The organism is Mucilaginibacter sp. PPCGB 2223, from assembly GCF_001705515.1.
Lineage (GTDB): Bacteria > Bacteroidota > Bacteroidia > Sphingobacteriales > Sphingobacteriaceae > Mucilaginibacter.
The window spans coordinates 320888-341970 of record NZ_MDJS01000005.1 but is presented as its reverse complement, the minus strand read 5'-3'; the positions used below and the strand labels follow the sequence as shown (position 1 = coordinate 341970).

Here is a 21083-nt window from a genome sequence, read left to right as displayed (position 1 = left end):
CCGGCGTTGCCATTCTACAGGCAACTTAAAATCAGTCCACTTTCGGCTGGCGAAGTTAAAACAATTTTATATAACTCAAAAATACAAGTACTTTTGGCCCCCGAAACACATCAATTATTTGAAACGGAAAGCATTATTTATTATAAACCCGGTTTCGGGAGGCAAAAAAAAGGATCAGGTTCCGCAACTCATTCATAAACACCTCGATCATAACGCCTACGAGTATCAAATCGAGTTCAGCACGCTCGATAAAGAGATCAGGGCGATAGCGGTGGAGGCTGCCAAACATTACGATATCATTGTAGCAGTAGGCGGCGATGGCACCGTGAACGAAACTGCATCGGCCATAGCCGGAACCGACAAACTGTTAGGCATCATCCCTTATGGCTCGGGCAATGGTCTTTCGCGTTTCCTGCAAATACCGATGGACCCCGTTAAATCCATTCAACTGCTAAGCACAGGTAGTATTCGTTCTATCGATTCGGCACAGCTTAACGGCCGCTGGTTTTTTAACATGGCCGGCATGGGTTTCGACGCCCACATCAGCGAAGTGTTCTCGCACACCACCCGCCGCGGCTTCAGCTCATACCTCAGATCATCTATCGAAGAAATATCAAAATACAAAGCACAGGAGTACCACCTGGAGATAGATGGCAACGTTTACGATCGCACGGCCTTTATGCTCAGCTTTGCCAACTCATCGCAATACGGCAACAACGCACACGTATCGCCGCATGCTTCACTTCATGACGGCTTGCTGGATGTTTGTGTCATCAAACCCTTCCCGCCCTACCGTTTACCCGAAATGGGCCTGCGCATGCTGACCAAAACATCCGAAAGCTCAAAGTTTGTCGAGATCATCCGCGGCAGGCATATCAGGGTCGAGCGCGCCACCCCCGGCCCCGTACATCTCGATGGCGAGCCCAGCATTATTGGCGCCACTGTACAAATAGATGTTATCCCCGATTCATTGAATGTAATTGTGGGCCCCGGCTACAAAGGTTAATTGGATTTTTAAAGCATCTTCACCGATGGCAAAATAATTCTTCCCCGGGCAAGTCCCTCCAAAGTTTTTTGCTTTTTAATTTTGAATTTTGACTTCCCAGCCTTTTCCTACCTTTATGCCCCAAAGCAAAAAGCCATGTCTAAAAGAAATAAGAACATGTCGGGCATCATGTACTCCACCAATCCCGACTTTCAATACCCTGCCGAAGAGCAAAAGGAAACGGGCACCTTACCCCCCCAGCAGCAAAGCCTCCGGATATTTCTCGACCGCAAAGGCGGCGGCAAAATGGTTACTGCCATAGCCGGTTTTATTGGTGCAACCGATGATCTGGAAGCGCTGGGCAAAAAACTTAAAACTAAATGCGGCGTGGGCGGTTCGGTAAAAGATGGCGAGATATTGATACAGGGCGATTTCCGCGATAAAATTTTAGCGCTGCTGCAGGCCGAAGGCTACAAAGCCAAAAAGGCCGGCGGTTAAAAATTTTGCAAAGCCTGGGTGTACGTTTGACACACGAGTATCGTTTTAGTTACAAAAAAAATTAATGTAACCGCTTGCGTTTATAAAAAAAAATGGTTTGTATTGTAAAAAATTGTCTCGATAACAGGCAATTTTTTTATTTAAGTACGTTATTGAATAACCAATTAAACAAATTAACAGTCAATGTTAATTTATTATAAAGAATACTAAAAAAGGTTTTTTTTATTCATTTATATTTTAAATTTGTTATTCTGTTTTACAAGTAGCACATTAATTAACTTACATTTATAAAACTAAAAAACTAAAATTAAAGTAATGGCAAACGCACCAAAACCAACTCCTGTTAAAAAAGAAAGCTCAAGTTCAGCAGGTAGCATGTTCGCATCCTTTGCAATTCCAATTTGCATTATCGTATCCATATTAGTATTCTTCTTCTTCCTGGGTGACGGAAGCCATTATAAAGGTGGTGACCCTTCTGCCGAAGCTACAGACGTATTTGGCCTTGTACACAAAGGTGGTTATGTGGTACCAATTATCATGAGCTGTTTATTAATGGTGATCACGTTCTCTATCGAGCGTTTCGTAGTGATCAGCAAAGCTTCTGGCAGTGGCAGTGTTGATGCTTTTGTTAAAAAAGTACAGGCGTTCTTAAACTCGGGCAACATTGATGCTGCTTCGGCCGAGTGCGACAAACAAAAAGGTTCGGTTGCTAACGTAATCAAATCGGGTTTGAAAAAATACCGCGAAATGGAAGCTGAAACAGGCATGGATGTTGATCAAAAAACATTGGCTATCCAAAAAGACATCGAAGAAGCAACTTCGCTTGAAATGCCGATGTTAGAGCAAAACTTAACCATCATCGCTACCCTGGTATCAATCGGTACACTGATGGGTCTGTTAGGTACAGTATTAGGTATGATCGGTGCGTTCCGTACGATGGGCGCCGCAGGTGCTCCAAACGCTTCTGAGTTATCGTCTCACATCTCTGAGGCCCTGATCAATACAGCGTTGGGTATCAGTACTTCGGCTATCTCGATCATCATGTACAACGTGTTTACCTCAAAAATCGATACTTTAACTTACGCAATCGACGAAACCGGCTTCAGTATAGTTCAAACATTCGCTGCATCGCACAAATCAAAATAATCTGATGTAACGAAGCGTTAATTATAGTACCAGCTATAATTGATATTTACGAACTTATATTTAAATTAAAAATATGCCCAGAGTTAAAATAGCGAGAAAAAGTACAGCAACCGACATGACCGCCATGTGCGATGTGGCGTTCCTGCTGCTTACGTTTTTCATCATGACGTCGAAATTTAAAGCCGACGATCCGGTACCCGTGGCTATTCCTTCATACACCCACACCATAGTATTGCCCGAAGAGAATACTGCCACGCTAACAGTTGGCCATGGTAAGGTTTTCTTTAGCGTTGAGGGCGACAAGATCCGCGCCTCTATGCTCGAGCAGGTTGGGCAATTGTACAACGTTACTTTTACCCCACAGGAAAAAGCAATGTTTATTACCCTGCCTACTTTCGGTATGCCTATCGGCAGTTTGAAAGGATACCTTGACCAGTTGATCAACGAGCCCGAAAAAGCCAAATCAATACAACAGCCGGGTATACCTACCGATTCGGTAAGTAACGAACTTTTCAATTGGGTAAGGGAGGCACGTAAAGCCGATGCGGCGCTTAATGGCAAGTCTTTACTTATCTGCATCAAAGGCGATAAAAAAGAAGAGTATCCTACCATTGGTAAGATCATTGCCATACTGCAGAAGCAAAAAGTTAACAAATTCAGTTTAATTACTGCATCCCGAGGGATGTAAAAACATAAAAAAATGGCAGAATTAAATACCGGCGGGGGTGGCGGCGGACATAAAGGTGGCAAGGTAAGGTCGAAAAAAGCCTCAACCCGCGTCGATTTAACGGCGATGGTGGATTTGGCTTTCTTGCTCATCACCTTCTTTATGTTAACCACTACCCTGTTAAAGCCAAAAGCGATGGACCTGGCAATGCCAGATAAGGACGATAAGCACCCCGATCAGTTGCCTGTGCCTGCTACACGTACCATGACAATACTTTTAGGCGCACGCGATAAAGTAGAATGGTTTGTAGGCGAGCCGGGCAAAACACCGCCGACCACCGACCATTTTGGTAAAGATGGTTTGCGCAAAGCGTTGGTTGAAAACTCAGATAAGATCAAGCAAACACATGGCGGCCAGGATATGATCGTGATCGTGAAACCAAGCGACCACTCGAATTATGAAAACCTGGTATCGGCCCTTGATGAGTTAAGCATCACAGGTATCGAGCGTCATGCGATAGTTGATATCACACCTGTTGAGCTGGAACTGCTTAAGCGCGATGGTAATTACTAAGCAACAATAATTAAAAAAATTAACCGTTAATTAATACAACAGTCCAAAGAAATGATAGGATCAAAAGTAGATATTTTTAATCCGGAATGGCTGAATGTAGTTTTCAAAGGTCGTAACCAGGCTTATGGTGCATACGAACTGCGGAAAGAGAACCCTCGTAATACAAACAAGGCTCTTGTTATCGCTATCCTGTGCTTCGTGTTTGTGCTGGCTTCGCCAACCATTTGGAACAAAATTCAGGGCTTCATTCCAAAAGCGGATCAAAAGGTGAAGGTCACCGACGTTGTGCTCATGCCGCCACCACCGCTTGATAAACAGAAACCACCACCGCCACCACCCAAAGAACCACCTAAACCCAAGGTTGACCAGGTGCGTTTCCCACCTCCGGTAGTAAAGCCGGATAACGAGGTGCGCGAGAAAGATCCGCCAACCGAAAAGCAATTAGAAGTTGCCGACCCGGGTCAGAAAGAGCAAAAAGGTGATCCTAACCAGGAAGTTCGTATCGACGAGCCGGTAGGTAATGCCGACGTTAAAAACGTAACCGAGGCAACGGATAACCAGGTATTCACCGCGGTAGAAATTAACCCGGAGTATCCGGGTGGTGAGGCAGCATTGGGTAAGTTTTTGCAAAAAAACATCCGTTACCCGTCTATCGCCAAAGAAAACAACATCCAGGGTAAAGTATACATCCAGTTTGTTGTTGAACGCGACGGCAGCCTTACCGACATCAAAGTTATCCGCGAGCCAGGAAGCGGAACCGGCGACGAAGCCGTACGCGTGTTAAAAATGTCGCCTCACTGGAAACCAGGCGTACAAAACGGTAAACCGGTACGTGTACAGTTTACCCTGCCTGTAAACTTTAGTTTAGGCGACGCGAACTAATTCGATGTTACAACAGTTTAACAATAGGGAGAAATCGCTCACAAGGCGATTTCTCCTCATTTTAGGAATCATCACTTTTATTGCTTTCCTCGTACTTGGGCTGATGATCATCTTTTGGGATAAGTTCCCGCTTGATATGCCGAAGTATCAAAGAGTTTTATTTGGCTCGCTAATAATTGTGTACGATGTTATCCGCATTTCGCGTTTGTTTAAAAAACAGCCAAATGAAAAATAGTTCGCAGGTTTTATTTTCTTTTTTGGCTTCATTATTGCTGTTTAGCGGTTGCAGCTCCGGGGTAAAAGAGCATAACGATACCTTTATAACCGGAAAAGCGCAGTTTGTTGCCGACGAATCTTTTTCGCCGATATTAGATCAGGAGCTTTATATTTTTAAAGCCACTAACAAAGAGGCCGATCCTCAGATGATCTACAAAACCGAAAACGAAGCGTTACGGCTTTTTTTAAATGATAGCATCAGGGTAGCTATATTGGCCCGTAATTTAAAGCCAGACGAGTTAGCCCTGCTGCGTAAACGTACTTTACCGCCCGAGATCAATTGCTTTGCAATAGATGCCGTGGCACTGATCGTCAATAAAGCGTCGACCGATACATTAACTTCGGTTGCCGAAATAAAAAAAATGCTCAGGGGAGAGGTTAAAACCAATAAAACCATCGTGTTTGATAACCCAAACTCCAGCATTACAAGATATTTGAAAGATTTGTCAGGCGTAGATCAGTTTAATCAAAACAATATCTATGCGCTCAAATCAAACGTTGATGTTATAAAATACGTTGGCGAACACCCGCAGGCCATAGGCTTTATAAGCTATACCTGGCTGCTGGAGCCCGATAAATACTATGCCGCTTTAGTTGATAAGATTAAAATGGTCGGGGTTAAAGATGAGAGCAACAAGGATGATCCGAAAAGCTATTTTACGCCATCGCAAAATAGTTTGGCTATGAGGCAGTATCCGTTGCAGCGTTCTTTATATATTATAAACAGTACCGGCAGGCGCGGCCTGGCAACCGGGTTTGCAACCTTCCTCGAAAGCGAGCGCGGCCAGCGCATCGTTTTACGGTCGGGGTTGCTGCCCGATTCGATACCGACCCGCGAAGTTAGCTTCGGTAAATAATTAACATAGTAAACATCCAAACTAAAATAAACATATAGAGTATTAATAATTGAGCCATGAAAATAACAAGCAAGTTAGTTACCACATCATTAGGCCTGATATTGATAGGTTCATCAGTTTTTGCGCAAAGTCTGCCCGACGCTAAAAAAGCCATCGATGCTGAACAATATCAAAAGGCTAAATCCATGTTGAAAAACCTTACGGTTACTCAACCTACTAAAGACGAGAACTTTTTTTACCTCGGTTGGGTGTACCTTAAACAGGATTATGCCGACTCTGCCAAGATCTTATTTGATAAAGGCTTGGCAGTTAACCCAAAATCTGCATTAAACATTGTGGGCTTAGGCGCTGTCGATCTGACCGATAACAACGCGTCTTCGGCGTCGGCCAATTTTGACAAAGCCATGCTGCTTGCCGGTAAAGATACCAAACCCTATGTTTACATAGGCAAAGCATACCTGTTGGGCAAAAAGCCCATTGCACAAAAACGCGCCGAAGCTGCCATTGCAGTTTTAGAGAAAGCAAAAACCTTAGGCGGCAAAAACCCGTCTAAAGATCCCGAGTTATTCCTAACTCTCGGGGATGCCTATCAGGCTTTTGGTGATGCCAACCATGCTTACACCAGCTATGCCGATGCCGAAACCTTAGACCCCAACGCCCCGAACATTAAAGTAGCCAAAGCTGTATTGATCAAAGGTGCTGGCAACTTCGACGACGCTATTAAAGGTTACCAGGAAGCCATCAAACTCGATCCGAACTATGGCCCTGCTTACCGCGAAATGGCCGAAACCGATCTGCTGATCGCCAATGCCGACCCGAAACAAACTGCCGCCAAAAACAAAGAAGCGGTTGATTTCTACAAAAAATATTTAGACCTGACCGACCGCTCGCTGGAGTCGCGTTTCCGTTACACCGACTTTTTGGTGTACGCCAAAGACTGGAAAACCCTGGAGCAGGAAGCGAACGACCTGGCCAAAGCCGGCAATACCGATTTGCGCGTTTACCGTTACCTGGGTTATGCTGCTTACGAAAACGGCAACTACCCGGCCGCGTTGCAGGCTTTAAATACCTGGTTATCAAAAGCAGCGCCTAAACGTATCATCCCCGGCGATTATGTTTATTTGGGTCGTACACAGGTTGCGTTAAAAACCAATGGCCAGGATTCGCTCGGTATCGTCAACCTTAAAAAAGCGATAGCTTTAGATACCACCCAATCAGATATTTATGGCGAAATTGCCCGGTCATTATACTCACAACATAAATATGCCGCAGCCGCCGATAACTATGATCTGTTTATTAAAAAATCAAAAAACCACAAGCTGAGCGATTACTTAACCATGGGCCGCAGCTACGAGTATGCTTTTGAGGACCAACAAAGAAACTATGCCAAAACAAAAGTTGCTCCTGATACCAGCTTATTGGTAAAAGCTGATACTGCATTAAGCTATGTAAACCACCACCTGGCTAAGCCTAATGCAACAGTAACGTTGTTACGTGCCGAAGTTGCCGACGATCGCGAATCTGAAGACCGTTCGAAATTTAAAGGTCTGGCCAAACCTTTTTATGAAGAATACATAGCCGAAGCCGGCGGCGACCCGGTAAATAACAAAAAAGGCTTACTGGAAGCCTATATCTATTTAGGTTTCTATTACGAGTTAACTGCTAAAGATGAGGCCAAAGCTGCCGAAAACTGGGGCAAGGCCAAAGAGCTCGACCCTGCCAACAAACAGGTGATGCAATATTACGCACGCCACGGCGGTCCGGCGGCACCGCCGTCAACCCCGCCAACCCCTGGTAAAGGAAAATAAAATAAAGCCTCCCGGTACTTCGGGAGGCTTTTTAATTTAAAATCAAAGGTTATATATTTGCCACATGGAACCACAAAGTTTTCCCGTTAATTATCTGCCCATCATCTTCCAGATGGTGGTTGCTGTAGGCTTCGTTGTGTTAACAATGTTCGCCACGCATAAGCTTGGCCCCAAACGCAAAACCGACGATAAGCTCAGCACGTTCGAATCGGGTATCGAAGTTATCGGCAACGCCCGTACGCCAATCTCCATCAAATACTTTTTGGTGGCTATCCTGTTCGTGCTGTTCGATGTCGAGGTGATCTTTATGTACCCCTGGGCCGTAAATTTCCGCGATCTGAAAGGCACCGGCATGGTCGAGATGTTCATCTTTATGGGCACTTTGCTGCTTGGCTTCATCTATGTGCTAAAAAAGAAGGCGTTAGACTGGGATTAATTAGAACCATTCCAAATACACGGCTTAGTGTTTTTTTAACACTGTTGCCGATATAATTACTAAATTTGTACTCATCCTTTTTGGATGAGTTTTTATGTTATAACTATGAGTGATATTCAGATAGTTGAAGCCCCTCCTGGTATTGAAGGTTCCGGTTTTTTTGCCACAAGGCTCGATCAGGCCGTGGGTCTCGCCCGTTCATACTCGTTGTGGCCCCTGCCATTTGCCACCTCGTGCTGCGGCATCGAGTTTATGGCAACCATGGGCTCGCATTACGACCTGTCGCGTTTCGGCGCCGAGCGTTTAAGCTTTTCGCCGCGCCAGGCCGATCTGCTGATGGTAATGGGCACCATCGCCAAAAAAATGGCACCGGTACTGCGCCAGGTATACCTGCAAATGGCCGAACCCCGCTGGGTAATGGCTGTCGGCGCCTGCGCATCAAGCGGTGGCATATTTGATACTTATTCGGTTTTACAGGGTATCGACGAGATCATCCCGGTCGACGTTTACGTTCCGGGCTGCCCGCCGCGCCCCGAAGCCATTATCGATGGTTTTATGAATATACAAAAACTGGTACAAACCGAGTCGGGCCGCCGCCGTAACGACCCATCGTACCGCGATCTGTTAGCTAAATACGGAATTCAATAATGGCCAAAGTATCTAACGAAGAACTGCTTCAGCAACTGACCGCTAAATTCGGCGATCAAATTATACCCGAAGGCGAGCCTTTTGGCCTTTTAACCGTTGAAACTGCCCGCGAAAACATCATCGCCGTATTAGGCTATCTCAAATCCGATCTGAACTTCATCCACCTTACCGATATTACCGCAATCCATTATCCCGAAAAGGAAAAGCAGTTTGCTGTTGTATACCACGTACACAACCTGGCCGGCGGCGTACGTATCCGGGTAAAGGTTGCTTTAACTACCGATGATGTGCATATCCCAACTGCAGTTAACATTTGGGAAGGCGCCAACTGGATGGAGCGCGAAACATACGACCTGTTCGGGATCCTGTTCGACGGGCACCCCGACCTGCGCCGTATTTTAAATGTCGACGATATGACGGCTTTCCCAATGCGTAAAGAATACCCATTGGAAGACCCGAACCGAGTAGATAAAAGAGATTATTTCTTTGGAAGATAATATTTCATATAAAGAATGCAGAATCATCCTGTTTTTACAGACAACGACCCGCAAAACGAAACCTCGACCTTAAACCTCGGGCCAACACACCCGGCCACGCACGGCGTGTTCCAGAACGTGCTCGAGCTGGATGGCGAGCGCATTGTTAGCGGCGTATCAACTATAGGCTATATTCACCGCGCGTTCGAAAAGATCGCCGAGCACCGCCCGTTTTACCAGATCACCCCGCTGACCGACCGTTTGAACTACTGTTCATCGCCGATCAACAACATGGGCTGGCACATGACGGTTGAGAAATTGTTGGGCATCCAATTGCCTAAACGCGTCGAATATCTGCGCGTTATCATCATGGAACTGGCCCGCATTACCGATCACATCGTGTGTAACGGCGTATTGGGTGTGGATACCGGCGCCTTTACCGGCTTTTTATACATGATGCAATGGCGCGAGCATGTATACGAAATTTACGAAGAGATATGCGGTTCGCGTTTAACCACCAACATTGGCCGCATAGGCGGTTTCGAGCGTAATTTTAACGATATCGCATTCGCCAAAATAAAATCATTCTTAACCGGCTTCCCGCCCGTGTTAAAAGAGTTCGAAGCGCTGTTTACCCGTAACCGTATCTTTATCGACCGTACCAAAGATGTTGCCGCGGTAACTGCCGAGACCGCTTTAAGCTACAGCTGGAGCGGCCCGCTTTTGCGCGCTGCCGGCGTTGATTACGATGTACGCGCCCAGGAGCCATACAGCTCTTACGAGGACTTCGATTTCGAGGTGCCGGTTGGCAGCAACGGCGATGTTTACAACCGCTTTCTGGTGCGTAATGAAGAAATGTGGCAAAGCCTGCGCATTATTGAGCAGGCCATGGCTAAATTAGAGAAAGAAGACTCAAGCATTTTCCACGCCGATGTGCCCGAGTTTTACCTGCCGCCAAAAGAAGAAGTTTACAACAATATGGAAGCGCTCATCTATCACTTCAAGATCGTGATGGGCGAGATCGATACACCAAAAACCGAGGTATACCACTCGGTTGAAGGCGCTAACGGCGAATTAGGTTTTTACCTGTTAAGCGATGGCGGCCGTACGCCGTACAGGCTGCATTTCCGCAGGCCAAGCTTCATCAATTACCAGATGTATGCGCCCATGAGCCGCGGCATGCTCTTATCGGATGCCATTATAAACATGAGTAGTTTAAATATTATAGCAGGAGAATTAGATGCTTAGAGTTGAGGAAAAACAAGAGCCGGTTACTTTTTCAGCTGAATTAACCGCTAAAATGGCCGATGTGGTGAGCCGCTATCCGGAAGGAAAACAAAAAGCCGGCCTGCTGCCCATTTTACATTTGGTACAGGCCGAATACGGCTGGGTAAGCGCCCCAGCTATGGATGCCGTTGCCGATTATTTGAGCATACAGCCCATCGAAGTTTACGAGGTGGCTACTTTTTATACCATGTTTTTAATGCGCCCACAGGGTAAATACCTGCTGGAAGTTTGCCGTACCGGCCCCTGCTGCCTGGTCGGCGCCGAAAAGATCATGGATTATATCGAACAAAAATTAGGGGTTAAAGAAGGCGAAGTTACACCCGACGGCTTATTCAGCTGGCGGGGTGTGGAGTGCCTGGCAGCCTGCGGTTTCGGCCCGGTACTGCAGATTGGCCCCGAATATACTTTTTACGAAAATTTAACAGCCGAAAAGGTGGACACTTTAATAGCGGATTTAACAGCAAAGGCAAAAAATTGATGCGATGACGGCCGCAACCTTAATATTATCTGATGTTTTGTTTGCGGCAGCGTCGGCTACCATTGTAGCTACCGGCGATTTGAAAACATACCCGGTAATTTTTTACCCCTTGCTCGGCGTAGCGCTGGCAACCTGTATAATAAGGCATATTAATTATTATAAGCTTACTAAAAGGATCTATTAGCAACCATGGGACGCAAACTTTTATTAGAACATATCAATGTACCCGGCATCAATACCTTTGATGTTTACCGCTCAAAAGGCGGCTATGCTGCTGTCGAAAAAGCTTTAAAAACATTAACGCCCGACGAGATCGTCGAGGAGGTGAAGAAATCGGGCTTACGCGGCCGCGGTGGTGCGGGTTTCCCAACCGGTATGAAGTGGAGCTTCCTGGCTAAACCCGAAGGCAAAGCACGTTATCTGGTTTGCAATGGCGACGAATCGGAACCCGGAACGTTTAAAGACCGTTACCTGATGACCTATATCCCGCATTTATTGATCGAGGGGATGATCATCTCGAGCTTTGCATTGGGCGCTAACGTATCGTACATCTACGTTCGCGGCGAAATGATGCCGCAGATCCGCATCCTCGAAAAGGCCATCGCCGAAGCAAAAGCAAAAGGTTTTTTGGGTAAAAATATTTTAGGCACCGGTTACGACCTTGAGTTGTACGTACAACCCGGCGGCGGCGCCTACATCTGCGGCGAAGAAACCGCGCTGATCGAATCGCTCGAAGGTAAACGCGGTAACCCGCGCATTAAACCGCCATTCCCGGCTATTGCCGGTTTGTGGGGTTGCCCTACGGTGGTAAACAATGTCGAGTCGATCGCGGCGGTAGTACCCATCATCCGCGATGGCGGCGAAGAATACGCCAAGATCGGTATCGGCCGCAGTACCGGCACCAAACTGATCTCGGCCGGCGGCAACCTGGTTAAACCCGGCATTTATGAGATCGACTTAGGCCTGCCTGTCGAAGAGTTTTTATATTCCGACGAATATTGCGGTGGTATCGCCAATGGCAAACGTTTAAAAGCGGTAGTCGCCGGTGGTTCATCGGTGCCTATTTTACCGGCTAACCTGTTCCTCAAAACCGCAGCCTTAGCGCCGCGCTTAATGAGCTACGAATCCCTGTCCGACGGTGGCTTTGCTACCGGCACCATGATGGGTTCGGGCGGTTTTATCGCTTTTGATGAAGACCAGTGTATTGTTCGCAACACCTGGAACTTTACCCGTTTCTATCACCACGAAAGCTGCGGCCAATGTTCGCCTTGCCGCGAAGGTACCGGCTGGATGGAAAAAGTGCTGCACCGTTTAGAGTACGGCCACGGCAAAATGAGCGATATGGACCTGCTGGTCGACGTGTCGAAAAAAATTGAAGGTAATACCATTTGCCCGTTGGGCGATGCGGCAGCCTGGCCGGTAGCCAGCGCCATCCGCCATTTTCGCGACGAGTTTGAATGGCATGTAACTAACCCATCGGCAGCGCTGGCCGGTAACTTTGGCTTGGCCCATTACGCCGATCCGTTACCGGCACCGGAGCCGGTAGCATAAGCCACTCCTAAATCCTCCCCGGAAGGGAGGACTTTGAGAAAGGCAAAGAGGAATTGATTATAAAAGATATATAAGAAACATAAAATTCAAAAGTCTCCCCTTTTAGGGGGAGATTTAGAGGGGGCTTATGAAAGTAACTATAGACGGAATTAGCATTGAAGTGCCCGACGGGACAAGCATCCTTAACGCCGCAAGGATGATAGGTGGCGATATCGTTCCGCCGGCGATGTGCTATTATTCAAAGCTGCAGGGCAGCGGCGGTAAATGCCGTACCTGTTTGGTAAAGGTGAGCAAAGGATCCGAAAAAGACCCTCGCCCTATGCCCAAACTGGTAGCATCATGCCGCACCACGGTAATGGATGGTATGGAAGTGCAGAACATCACTTCGCCCGAAGTTGTGGAAGCGCGCAAGGGTATTGTAGAGATGCTGCTCCTTAACCACCCGCTGGATTGCCCTATTTGCGACCAGGCGGGCGAGTGCGACCTGCAAAACCTGGGCTTCGAGCACGGCGCGGCTAAAACCCGTTACGAGTTCGACCGCCGCACCTTCGAGAAGATCGATATCGGCGATAAGATACAGCTGCACATGACGCGCTGCATCCTTTGCTACCGCTGCGTGTTCACAGCCGATCAGATCACCGATCACCGTATCCACGGTATTTTAAACCGGGGCGATCATTCCGAAATATCAACTTATATCCATGCTGCGGTAGATAACGATTTTTCGGGTAACGTGATCGATGTGTGCCCGGTAGGCGCTTTAACCGATAAAACTTTCCGCTTTAAAAACCGCGTATGGTTCACTAAACCGGTCGACGCACACCGCGATTGCGATCACGAAAAGTGCAACGGTAAGGTAACACTCTGGTACAAGGGCGAAGATGTTTTACGCGTTACCGCACGTAAAGATGTTTACGGCGAGGTGGAAGAGTTCATCTGCAACACCTGCCGTTTTGATAAAAAGAAAACCAGCGACTGGGTGATCGAAGGCCCGCGAAAAATTTCGCACCACTCGGTTATCAGTTCAAACCATTACGAAACGCTGATACCGCTGCCCGTTGTTAAAACAAACCCGCTGCTGGTTGAAGCCAATAAAGAACAATTTGAACGTCAAACACGCTTATAATCAATGGAATTTGCTCTAATCGCTCAAAAATTTATCCTCATTGTCGTAATCTTCGGCATAAGCCTGTTGGCGGCCATGTATTCAACCTATGCCGAGCGTAAGGTGGCGGCTTTTTTTCAGGATAGGGTTGGCCCTAACCGCGCGGGCCCGCTGGGTATTCTGCAGCCTTTAGCCGATGGCGCTAAAATGTTTATGAAGGAGGAGATCATCCCAACCCGGGCAAATCCCTTTCTGTTCATCGTCGGGCCATCGCTGGCTATCATGACGGCCTGTATCGGTTCCGCGGTTATTCCATGGGGCCAGCAAATGGTTATCGGTTCAACTGTGGTCGATCTGCAGGTTACCGATATCAACGTTGGCGTTCTGTATATCTTCGGCGTAGTATCATTAGGCGTTTACGGCATCATGATCGGCGGCTGGGCATCCAATAACAAATACTCGCTGTTGGGAGCAATCCGCGCGGCGTCGCAAAATATCAGTTACGAAATTGCCATGGGCCTCTCTATCATCGCTTTATTGATGATCACCGGCACCCTCAGCTTACGCGATATCACTGCACAGCAACACGGTTTCTGGAACGGCCACTGGTTCACCTGGAACGTATTTAAACAGCCTTTAGGCTTCCTGCTGTTTATGGTTTGCGCTTTCGCGGAAACTAACCGTTCGCCTTTTGACCTGCCCGAGTGCGAAACCGAGCTGGTTGGCGGTTATCATACCGAATATTCATCCATGAAACTGGGCTTTTACCTGTTTGCCGAGTACATCAATATGTTTGTATCGTCGGCAGTAATGGCAACCCTGTACTTTGGAGGTTATAACTATCCGTTTATGGATGTGGTTAATGCCCATTTAGGCTTAACCTGGGGGCCGCTGGTTGGTACACTGGTACTGTTTATCAAGATCGTGGCCTTCATCTTCTTCTTTATGTGGGTACGATGGACCATCCCCCGTTTCCGCTACGATCAGCTGATGGACCTGGGCTGGAAGATCCTCATCCCGCTGGCCATCGTCAACATCGTGATAACCGGGTTGATTTATAATTTTAAGTGAGAGATTAGCGCTATTTAAATATGGAACAATTAACTAATCGCCGTAAGGTAATCGAATCAAAACCACTCAATTTTTTAGAGCGGGCATACCTGCCTGCCATTTTGAGCGGTTTGCGCATTACCGGGAAGCACTTCTTCCGCAAAAGCGTAACCATTCAATACCCCGAGCAAAAACGCGAGTTTTCCGAAAACTTCCGTGGCCAGCATTCGCTTAAGCGCGATGAGGAAGGCCGTGAGCGTTGCACTGCCTGTGGTTTGTGCGCCCTGAGTTGCCCGGCCGAAGCCATCACGATGATAGCCGCCGAGCGCCAGAAAGGCGAAGAACATTTGTACCGCGAAGAGAAGTACGCCGCTGTATACGAGATCAATATGCTGCGCTGCATTTTTTGCGGCTTGTGCGAAGAGGCCTGTCCTAAAGAAGCTATTTACCTGGATGGCGACATCGTTCCGTCGAGCTTTACACGTAAAGACTTTATTTACGGCAAAGACAAATTAGTGGAGAAGCCTCTAAATCAATAAGGAAGTTTTATACCTTTGCCCGTCCTCAAAATGCGGGCAAAGGATTTTGTAATTATACAGATGAGTTTATTTTACTTTATCGCATTTTTATCCATACTGTTCGCACTGCTGGTTATTTTCTCAAAAAACCCGGTACACAGTGTGCTGTATCTGATATTGACATTCTTCACCTTTACCATCCATTACATTTTGCTGAACGCACAGTTCCTGGCCGTGGTGAATTTCATTGTCTATATGGGCGCCATCATGGTACTTTTCCTGTTCGTCATCATGCTTCTCAACCTCAATAAAGATACCGAGCCTGTTAAAAAAGCCGTGGTTAAAATTGCCTCGGTTGTTGGCGGCGGCTGCTTGCTGGCAACCATTGTGGCATCGGTAAAGGCGCTGGGCATTTCTGAGCCGGTGGTATTAAAAACTGCCGACCTGGGCCTGGTTAAACATTTAGGCAAAGTATTGTTCGGCGAGTTTTTATTGCCTTTCGAGGTATCGTCGCTCCTGTTGTTTTCGGCAATGGTAGGTGCTGTTTTACTGGCCACTAAAGATAAATCAAACGCTTAAGCTATGAATACGCTAACGCAAAATATACAAACCATACCGCTCAATCATTACATCATTTTATGCGCCATCATTTTTGCTATCGGCGTAACCGGTGTATTGATCCGCCGCAACGCCATCGTCATCTTTATGTCGGTCGAGCTGATGCTGAACGCGGTTAACCTGTTGCTCACCGTATTTTCGGCCTACCGCGGCGATGCCACGGGCCAGGTATTCGTGTTTTTTATTATGGCGCTCGCCGCTGCCGAGGTAGCGGTTGGTTTATCCATCATCGTCATGATCTATCGAAACACCAACTCGCTGGATATTAACGTACTGAACAGGCTGAAACATTAGGAATAGAATCAAGAGTCAAGAACCGAGCAAAGCGAGCTCATGAAATAATCAAGAGGGCTTTAACCTCTAAAGCGATATATAAATGGTAACTAACTACATCTGGCTTATTCCCGTACTTCCGTTAATCGGGTTTTTGATTAACGGACTTGGCCGCAATACCTTGTCGAAAGGCCTTATCGGCTTTATTGGCAGCGCGGTTGTTTTTGCATCATTCTGTATCAGCGTAGCCGCTTTTATGCAGGTGAACAAAACAGGCGGTTTCACAGTAAACCTGTTCGACTGGATCAGAGTTGGAAAACTCGATATCCAGTTTTCCTTCCTGGTCGATCAGCTGAGCGCCATCATGCTGCTCATCATCACCGGCGTAGGCTTTTTGATCCATGTTTATTCGGCAGGCTATATGCACGATGATGCCGGCTTTGGCAAATTCTTCTCATACCTTAACCTGTTCGTGTTTTTCATGTTGCTCCTGGTGCTGGGCTCGAACTATGTGGTGATGTTCATTGGTTGGGAAGGTGTGGGCTTATGCTCTTACCTGCTCATCGGTTTCTGGTACAGCAACGGCGCTTACGCAGATGCTGCCAAAAAAGCTTTCGTGATGAACCGTATAGGCGACCTTGGTTTCCTGATTGGCATCTTCGTTATCTTTAACGCTTTTGGTTCGGTGGCTTTCGCCGATGTGTTCCACAAAGCCGAATCGCTGCACAGCGGCAATACTACAGTCTTACTGATCACTATCCTGCTGTTTATCGGTGCAACCGGTAAATCGGCACAGATACCCCTATTCACCTGGCTGCCCGACGCGATGGCCGGCCCCACGCCTGTTTCGGCTTTAATACATGCCGCAACTATGGTAACCGCCGGTGTGTATATGATAGCCCGCTCGAACATTTTGTTCACCCTGGCGCCTGTAACCATGCACATCATTGCCGTTATCGGTTTAATGACGCTGGTTTTGGCAGCTTTAATCGCCCTCACCCAAACCGATATTAAAAAGGTACTGGCTTATTCAACCGTATCGCAACTGGGTTATATGTTTTTGGGCCTGGGCGTTGGCGCTTATACCGGCGCTTTCTTCCACGTATTAACCCACGCTTTTTTCAAAGCTTTATTGTTCTTAGGCGCAGGTTCGGTTATCCACGCCGTTAGCGGCGAGCAGGATATGCGTAACATGGGCGGTTTGCGCGGTAAACTTCCGGTAACTTTTGCAACGATGCTCATCGGCACCATCGCCATAGCGGGTATCCCGCCATTTGCGGGCTTCTTCTCAAAAGATGAGATCCTGGCACATGTTTATGCACATAACCCAGGCTTTCCTGTTCTTTGGATAATTGGTGTTTTGGGGGCTATGCTCACTTCTTTCTATATGTTCCGCATGATGTTCTTAACCTTCTGGGGTAAGTTCCGCGGCACGCACGAACAGGAGCATCACCTGCACGAATCGCCTTCCTCCATCACCATCCCATTAATTGTTCTGGCCGTATTATCCGTTGTGGGCGGTTTTATCAACGTCCCCGAAATTATGGGTGGCGGCCACTGGTTACAAAACTTCCTGGCCCCGGTGTTTAAAGCTTCAACCGCTATTGAACGTACCTCCAAGCTGGAAGTCTCATCATCAACCGAATGGGGCCTGATGATTGTTTCCGTAGTTATCGCACTTGTTGCAATGGCATGGGCATACGGCAAATACGTTAGTAAAGGCGAGTTGCCGGTTGCCGATACCGAAGAGCGCCCGGCATTCACCAACCTGTCGTACAATAAATTTTATATCGACGAAATTTACGATGCCATCATTCGCAAGCCGCTGGATGCATTATCTGTATTCTTCTACAAAATTGTCGACCTGCTGGGTATCGACGGTTTTGTGAACGGCCTTGGTAAGGGTTCGATGGAAGCAAGTAAGGACCTTCGCCTGGTGCAAAACGGTAACGTGGGTTTCTATATTTTCATCATGGTTGCAGGCATTATTGCCGTACTGGTTTATAACTTATTCAGATTTTAAAGGGCATTTATAAGATATTATAATGACGGTTTCTATACTCCTTTTTTTACCACTGATCGGCGCGCTTGTCACCTTGTTCTTTAAAGGGTCGGCGGCTAAAACCGCGGCGTTGTTTTTCGGCCTGGCCGAGCTGGCGGTGGCGGTGGGCTTTTTAACCCAGTTCGTTCCCGATTCGAGTGTCCAGTTCCTGGTCGATTCTCCGTGGATCGATCAGTTCGGTATCCGTTTCCACGCCGGTATCGATGGCATCAGCATGGTATTGGTATTGCTTACAACCCTGCTTGTGCCCATTATTACTTTAAGCACCTTTAAACACCAGTATAATAAACCGGGCGTTTTTTATGCGCTCATCCTGTTTATGCAGGCAGGTTTGCTCACGGTATTCACCGCGTTAGATGGCTTTTTGTTTTACGTAGGCTGGGAAGTTGCCTTAATACCCATCTATTTTATCTGCGCACTGTGGGGTGGCGCCGATCGTATCCGCATTACGCTCAAATTTTTTATCTACACTTTTGCAGGCTCGCTGTTTATGCTGCTGGGCATCATTTACCTGTACCTGCAAACACCCTATAAGAGCTACGACCTGCAGGCATTTTACGATCTGCATTTAAGCAGCGGCCAGCAAAACATGGTGTTCTGGGCATTCTTTTTAGCCTTTGCCATTAAGATGCCAATATTCCCGTTTCATACCTGGCAGCCCGATACCTATACCGAATCGCCAACGGCTGGTACTATGTTGTTGAGCGGCATCATGCTTAAAATGGGCGTTTACGGCGCTATCCGCTGGCTGATCCCGATCGCGCCTGCCGGTTTAGAAAACAGCGGCCCGTACGTTATCGTCCTGGCTGTTATCGGCATTGTTTATGCTTCGTTAATCGCCTTTAACCAAAAAGACGGCAAGCGTTTAATAGCCTATTCATCCATTGCGCACGTTGGGCTTATCGCTGCCGGTATATTTGCCTGGAACATCCAGGGCGTACAAGGCGCCATCATCCAGATGCTTAATCACGGTATCAACGTAGTGGGTTTATTTTTTGTGATGGATATCATCAGCCGCCGTTTAAACACCCGTGATATCGATCAGTTGGGCGGTATTTCAAAAGTGGCACCGCAATTTGCTGTCAAGTTCCTCATCATTTTGCTGGGTACCGTGGCGCTACCGCTAACCAACGGCTTTATCGGCGAGTTTTTATTGCTCGACGGTGTTTATCAATATAACATCTGGCTATCTGTCGTGGCCGGCTTAACCATCATCTTTGGCGCGGTATATATGCTGCGCATGTACAAAAAGGTGATGCAGGGCGAAACCAATAGCCTTACTGCTTTATTTACCGATATCGACGGTTCTGAAAAAGCAGTTCTGCTGATCATCTGCGCGCTTATTATTTTCCTGGGTGTGTACCCGCAATCTGTCCTGCACCTGTCCGAGGCAAGCGTAAAAACTCTTATCCAGCAGGTAAACGTTAAAACATTCTCAGCTAAGTAAATCATGAATACTTTAATCATCATTTCTGTTTTACCAATCATTCTTTTATACCTGGGATTGTATAAGTTTAAAAAAGCTTTACTCCCGGTAACTATTATTGGCCTGCTGGCGGCTTTAGGTTTTGCTGTGGCCGACTGGAGCCAGTACAATCATCCTATTTTCAACGGGATGATGCTGTTCGACAATTATGCGATCGCTTTTTCGGGTATTACTATCCTTTCTACCATATTGATCCTGATGCTCTCCAAAGATTATTTCGAACGCATCAGCGATCACGTTGCCGAATATTATTCCATCATCCTGTTCGCGCTTGCAGGCATCATCGTTATGCTGTCGTACCACAATATGGTGATGCTGTTTATCGGTGTCGAAATCATGTCGGTAAGTTTATATATCCTTGCCGGTATCAAAAAGCAGGATTTTGCTTCGAATGAGGCTTCGTTAAAATATTTTTTAATGGGCGCGTTTTCGACCGGCTTTTTGCTGTTAGGCATAACGCTCATTTACGGCGCCACTGGTTCGTTTAACCTGGATGGCATACGCGATTGGGCTATCCTGCACCCGCGCTCAAGCGAACCGTTCTTTTACCTGTTTTACAGCGGTATCTTATTGATGATCGTTGGCCTGTGCTTTAAAGTCGGTGCGGCCCCGTTCCACTTCTGGACACCCGACGTGTACGAAGGCTCGCCTACGCTGATCACCGCTTTCATGTCGACCGTAGTAAAAACTGCCGGCTTCGCGGCTTTCCTGCGTTTGTTCTCAACGTGTTTTGTCCCGGTAGCCAACCTGTGGACGCCGACCCTGCTCATCATTACCATTATCACCCTGTTCGTAGGCAATATCACAGCGCTATATCAGCAAAGCTTTAAACGTATGCTGGCATTCTCGAGTATTTCGCACGCGGGCTATTTGCTGTTTGCTATCGTGGCTTTGGGTGCCAGCTCCAATAACTCGGTATTTTTGTATGCCACGGCATATTCAATCGCTTCGATCATCGCTTTCGCGGTATTGATACTGGTACAGCAGCAATCGGGCAGCGATCGTTTCGAAGCTTTCGACGGGCTCGCCAAAAAGAACCCTTTCCTGGCGCTGATGCTAACCATTTCGATGTTATCGTTGGCCGGCATTCCGCTAACCGCAGGCTTCATCGGCAAATTCTTCATGTTTTCGGGTGCCTTGTCGCAATATCAGTATGTCCTGGTTATTATCGCCGTTATTAACGCCATTGTCAGCATTTACTATTATTTCAGGGTAATTGTTGCCATGTATTTTAACCCGGCCGAACGTACCGAACTTTCCGTCCCGGCTTATTTCACCCTTGTTTTAGGACTATCAGCATTAATAACTATAGTTATTGGTGTATACCCGGTTTTTTTAACTACCTTAATATAATATTTTCCGGTGTAACAAACCGGTTAATATTCGTAGTTTTATAACCATCT

General features: G+C 47.0%; 23 protein-coding genes. All 23 read left to right on the top strand.

The features are described 5' to 3' along the window. Positions 1–118: 118 nt before the first annotated feature. A complete protein-coding gene (locus BEL04_RS22915) occupies positions 119–1006 on the top strand; it encodes a diacylglycerol kinase family protein (RefSeq protein WP_066008059.1) in 888 nt (295 codons plus the stop codon). A gap of 135 nt (positions 1007–1141) precedes the next feature. Beyond that, on the top strand, positions 1142–1483 hold the full coding sequence (locus BEL04_RS22910; protein WP_066008058.1) for a translation initiation factor: 342 nt from the start codon (positions 1142–1144) through the stop codon (positions 1481–1483). Positions 1484–1798: 315 nt separating this feature from the next. Then, entirely contained in the window at positions 1799–2629 is an 831-nt protein-coding gene (locus BEL04_RS22905; protein ID WP_066007939.1) for a MotA/TolQ/ExbB proton channel family protein, read from the top strand. 73 nt (positions 2630–2702) lie between these two features. Further along, positions 2703–3317 carry a biopolymer transporter ExbD gene (locus BEL04_RS22900; RefSeq protein WP_066007937.1) on the top strand — a complete coding sequence of 205 codons (615 nt, stop codon included), beginning with the start codon at positions 2703–2705 and terminating at the stop codon, positions 3315–3317. Between the two features lie 12 nt (positions 3318–3329). Beyond that, positions 3330–3869: a biopolymer transporter ExbD gene (locus BEL04_RS22895; protein WP_066007935.1), complete on the top strand. Its 540-nt coding sequence runs from the start codon at positions 3330–3332 to the stop codon at positions 3867–3869. 51 nt (positions 3870–3920) lie between these two features. Next, positions 3921–4751: an energy transducer TonB gene (locus BEL04_RS22890; RefSeq protein WP_066007933.1), complete on the top strand. Its 831-nt coding sequence runs from the start codon at positions 3921–3923 to the stop codon at positions 4749–4751. A 224-nt stretch (positions 4752–4975) separates the two neighbouring features. After that, entirely contained in the window at positions 4976–5884 is a 909-nt protein-coding gene (locus tag BEL04_RS22880) for a PstS family phosphate ABC transporter substrate-binding protein (protein WP_066007930.1), read from the top strand. 56 nt (positions 5885–5940) lie between these two features. After that, on the top strand, positions 5941–7692 hold the full coding sequence (locus BEL04_RS22875; RefSeq protein WP_066007928.1) for a tetratricopeptide repeat protein: 1752 nt from the start codon (positions 5941–5943) through the stop codon (positions 7690–7692). A gap of 64 nt (positions 7693–7756) precedes the next feature. Further along, positions 7757–8128 carry an NADH-quinone oxidoreductase subunit A gene (locus BEL04_RS22870; RefSeq protein WP_066007926.1) on the top strand — a complete coding sequence of 124 codons (372 nt, stop codon included), beginning with the start codon at positions 7757–7759 and terminating at the stop codon, positions 8126–8128. Positions 8129–8233: 105 nt separating this feature from the next. Beyond that, positions 8234–8776 carry an NADH-quinone oxidoreductase subunit B gene (locus tag BEL04_RS22865; RefSeq protein WP_066008057.1) on the top strand — a complete coding sequence of 181 codons (543 nt, stop codon included), beginning with the start codon at positions 8234–8236 and terminating at the stop codon, positions 8774–8776. Next, a complete protein-coding gene (locus BEL04_RS22860) occupies positions 8776–9273 on the top strand; it encodes an NADH-quinone oxidoreductase subunit C (protein WP_066007924.1) in 498 nt (165 codons plus the stop codon). The genes BEL04_RS22865 and BEL04_RS22860 overlap by 1 nt, the downstream gene beginning before the upstream one ends. A 15-nt stretch (positions 9274–9288) precedes the next feature. Continuing rightward, positions 9289–10500 carry an NADH-quinone oxidoreductase subunit D gene (locus BEL04_RS22855; RefSeq protein WP_066007920.1) on the top strand — a complete coding sequence of 404 codons (1212 nt, stop codon included), beginning with the start codon at positions 9289–9291 and terminating at the stop codon, positions 10498–10500. Further along, entirely contained in the window at positions 10493–11017 is a 525-nt protein-coding gene (gene nuoE, locus BEL04_RS22850) for an NAD(P)H-dependent oxidoreductase subunit E (RefSeq protein ID WP_066007919.1), read from the top strand. The genes BEL04_RS22855 and nuoE overlap by 8 nt, the downstream gene beginning before the upstream one ends. 4 nt (positions 11018–11021) lie before the next feature. Beyond that, the gene (locus tag BEL04_RS22845; RefSeq protein ID WP_066007918.1) at positions 11022–11201 is read left to right on the top strand and encodes a hypothetical protein; all 180 of its coding nucleotides are present in this window, start codon (positions 11022–11024) and stop codon (positions 11199–11201) included. A gap of 5 nt (positions 11202–11206) precedes the next feature. Beyond that, positions 11207–12568: an NADH-quinone oxidoreductase subunit NuoF gene (gene nuoF / locus BEL04_RS22840; RefSeq protein WP_066007916.1), complete on the top strand. Its 1362-nt coding sequence runs from the start codon at positions 11207–11209 to the stop codon at positions 12566–12568. Between the two features lie 127 nt (positions 12569–12695). After that, positions 12696–13694 carry a 2Fe-2S iron-sulfur cluster-binding protein gene (locus BEL04_RS22835; protein WP_066007915.1) on the top strand — a complete coding sequence of 333 codons (999 nt, stop codon included), beginning with the start codon at positions 12696–12698 and terminating at the stop codon, positions 13692–13694. A 3-nt stretch (positions 13695–13697) separates the two neighbouring features. After that, positions 13698–14744 (top strand): NADH-quinone oxidoreductase subunit NuoH, encoded by a 1047-nt coding sequence (gene nuoH / locus BEL04_RS22830; RefSeq protein ID WP_066007914.1) that lies wholly within the window; start codon positions 13698–13700, stop codon positions 14742–14744. Positions 14745–14764: 20 nt separating this feature from the next. Then, on the top strand, positions 14765–15262 hold the full coding sequence (locus tag BEL04_RS22825) for an NADH-quinone oxidoreductase subunit I (RefSeq protein WP_066007912.1): 498 nt from the start codon (positions 14765–14767) through the stop codon (positions 15260–15262). 60 nt (positions 15263–15322) lie between these two features. Next, positions 15323–15820, top strand: coding sequence for an NADH-quinone oxidoreductase subunit J (locus BEL04_RS22820; RefSeq protein WP_066008056.1), 498 nt, complete (start codon positions 15323–15325; stop codon positions 15818–15820). Positions 15821–15823: 3 nt separating this feature from the next. After that, positions 15824–16153, top strand: coding sequence for an NADH-quinone oxidoreductase subunit NuoK (gene nuoK / locus BEL04_RS22815; RefSeq protein WP_066007910.1), 330 nt, complete (start codon positions 15824–15826; stop codon positions 16151–16153). Between the two features lie 82 nt (positions 16154–16235). Next, positions 16236–18155, top strand: a complete 1920-nt coding sequence (gene nuoL / locus BEL04_RS22810; protein ID WP_066007908.1) for an NADH-quinone oxidoreductase subunit L — start codon at positions 16236–16238, stop codon at positions 18153–18155. A 22-nt stretch (positions 18156–18177) separates the two neighbouring features. Continuing rightward, on the top strand, positions 18178–19641 hold the full coding sequence (locus BEL04_RS22805) for a NuoM family protein (protein WP_066007906.1): 1464 nt from the start codon (positions 18178–18180) through the stop codon (positions 19639–19641). A 3-nt stretch (positions 19642–19644) separates the two neighbouring features. Further along, positions 19645–21033, top strand: a complete 1389-nt coding sequence (locus BEL04_RS22800) for an NADH-quinone oxidoreductase subunit N (protein ID WP_066007904.1) — start codon at positions 19645–19647, stop codon at positions 21031–21033. Positions 21034–21083: the final 50 nt, after the last annotated feature.

Coding starts and splice junctions, on each gene's coding strand:
- BEL04_RS22855 (WP_066007920.1), top strand. CDS start 9,289: ATGCAGAATCATCCTGTTTTTACAGACAACGACCCGCAAAACGAAACC.
- BEL04_RS22800 (WP_066007904.1), top strand. CDS start 19,645: ATGAATACTTTAATCATCATTTCTGTTTTACCAATCATTCTTTTATAC.
- BEL04_RS22870 (WP_066007926.1), top strand. CDS start 7,757: ATGGAACCACAAAGTTTTCCCGTTAATTATCTGCCCATCATCTTCCAG.
- BEL04_RS22825 (WP_066007912.1), top strand. CDS start 14,765: ATGGAACAATTAACTAATCGCCGTAAGGTAATCGAATCAAAACCACTC.
- BEL04_RS22875 (WP_066007928.1), top strand. CDS start 5,941: ATGAAAATAACAAGCAAGTTAGTTACCACATCATTAGGCCTGATATTG.
- BEL04_RS22890 (WP_066007933.1), top strand. CDS start 3,921: ATGATAGGATCAAAAGTAGATATTTTTAATCCGGAATGGCTGAATGTA.
- nuoH (WP_066007914.1), top strand. CDS start 13,698: ATGGAATTTGCTCTAATCGCTCAAAAATTTATCCTCATTGTCGTAATC.
- nuoF (WP_066007916.1), top strand. CDS start 11,207: ATGGGACGCAAACTTTTATTAGAACATATCAATGTACCCGGCATCAAT.
- BEL04_RS22895 (WP_066007935.1), top strand. CDS start 3,330: ATGGCAGAATTAAATACCGGCGGGGGTGGCGGCGGACATAAAGGTGGC.
- nuoK (WP_066007910.1), top strand. CDS start 15,824: ATGAATACGCTAACGCAAAATATACAAACCATACCGCTCAATCATTAC.
- BEL04_RS22905 (WP_066007939.1), top strand. CDS start 1,799: ATGGCAAACGCACCAAAACCAACTCCTGTTAAAAAAGAAAGCTCAAGT.
- BEL04_RS22910 (WP_066008058.1), top strand. CDS start 1,142: ATGTCTAAAAGAAATAAGAACATGTCGGGCATCATGTACTCCACCAAT.
- BEL04_RS22845 (WP_066007918.1), top strand. CDS start 11,022: ATGACGGCCGCAACCTTAATATTATCTGATGTTTTGTTTGCGGCAGCG.
- BEL04_RS22805 (WP_066007906.1), top strand. CDS start 18,178: ATGACGGTTTCTATACTCCTTTTTTTACCACTGATCGGCGCGCTTGTC.
- nuoL (WP_066007908.1), top strand. CDS start 16,236: ATGGTAACTAACTACATCTGGCTTATTCCCGTACTTCCGTTAATCGGG.
- BEL04_RS22880 (WP_066007930.1), top strand. CDS start 4,976: ATGAAAAATAGTTCGCAGGTTTTATTTTCTTTTTTGGCTTCATTATTG.
- BEL04_RS22835 (WP_066007915.1), top strand. CDS start 12,696: ATGAAAGTAACTATAGACGGAATTAGCATTGAAGTGCCCGACGGGACA.
- nuoE (WP_066007919.1), top strand. CDS start 10,493: ATGCTTAGAGTTGAGGAAAAACAAGAGCCGGTTACTTTTTCAGCTGAA.
- BEL04_RS22860 (WP_066007924.1), top strand. CDS start 8,776: ATGGCCAAAGTATCTAACGAAGAACTGCTTCAGCAACTGACCGCTAAA.
- BEL04_RS22820 (WP_066008056.1), top strand. CDS start 15,323: ATGAGTTTATTTTACTTTATCGCATTTTTATCCATACTGTTCGCACTG.
- BEL04_RS22865 (WP_066008057.1), top strand. CDS start 8,234: ATGAGTGATATTCAGATAGTTGAAGCCCCTCCTGGTATTGAAGGTTCC.
- BEL04_RS22900 (WP_066007937.1), top strand. CDS start 2,703: ATGCCCAGAGTTAAAATAGCGAGAAAAAGTACAGCAACCGACATGACC.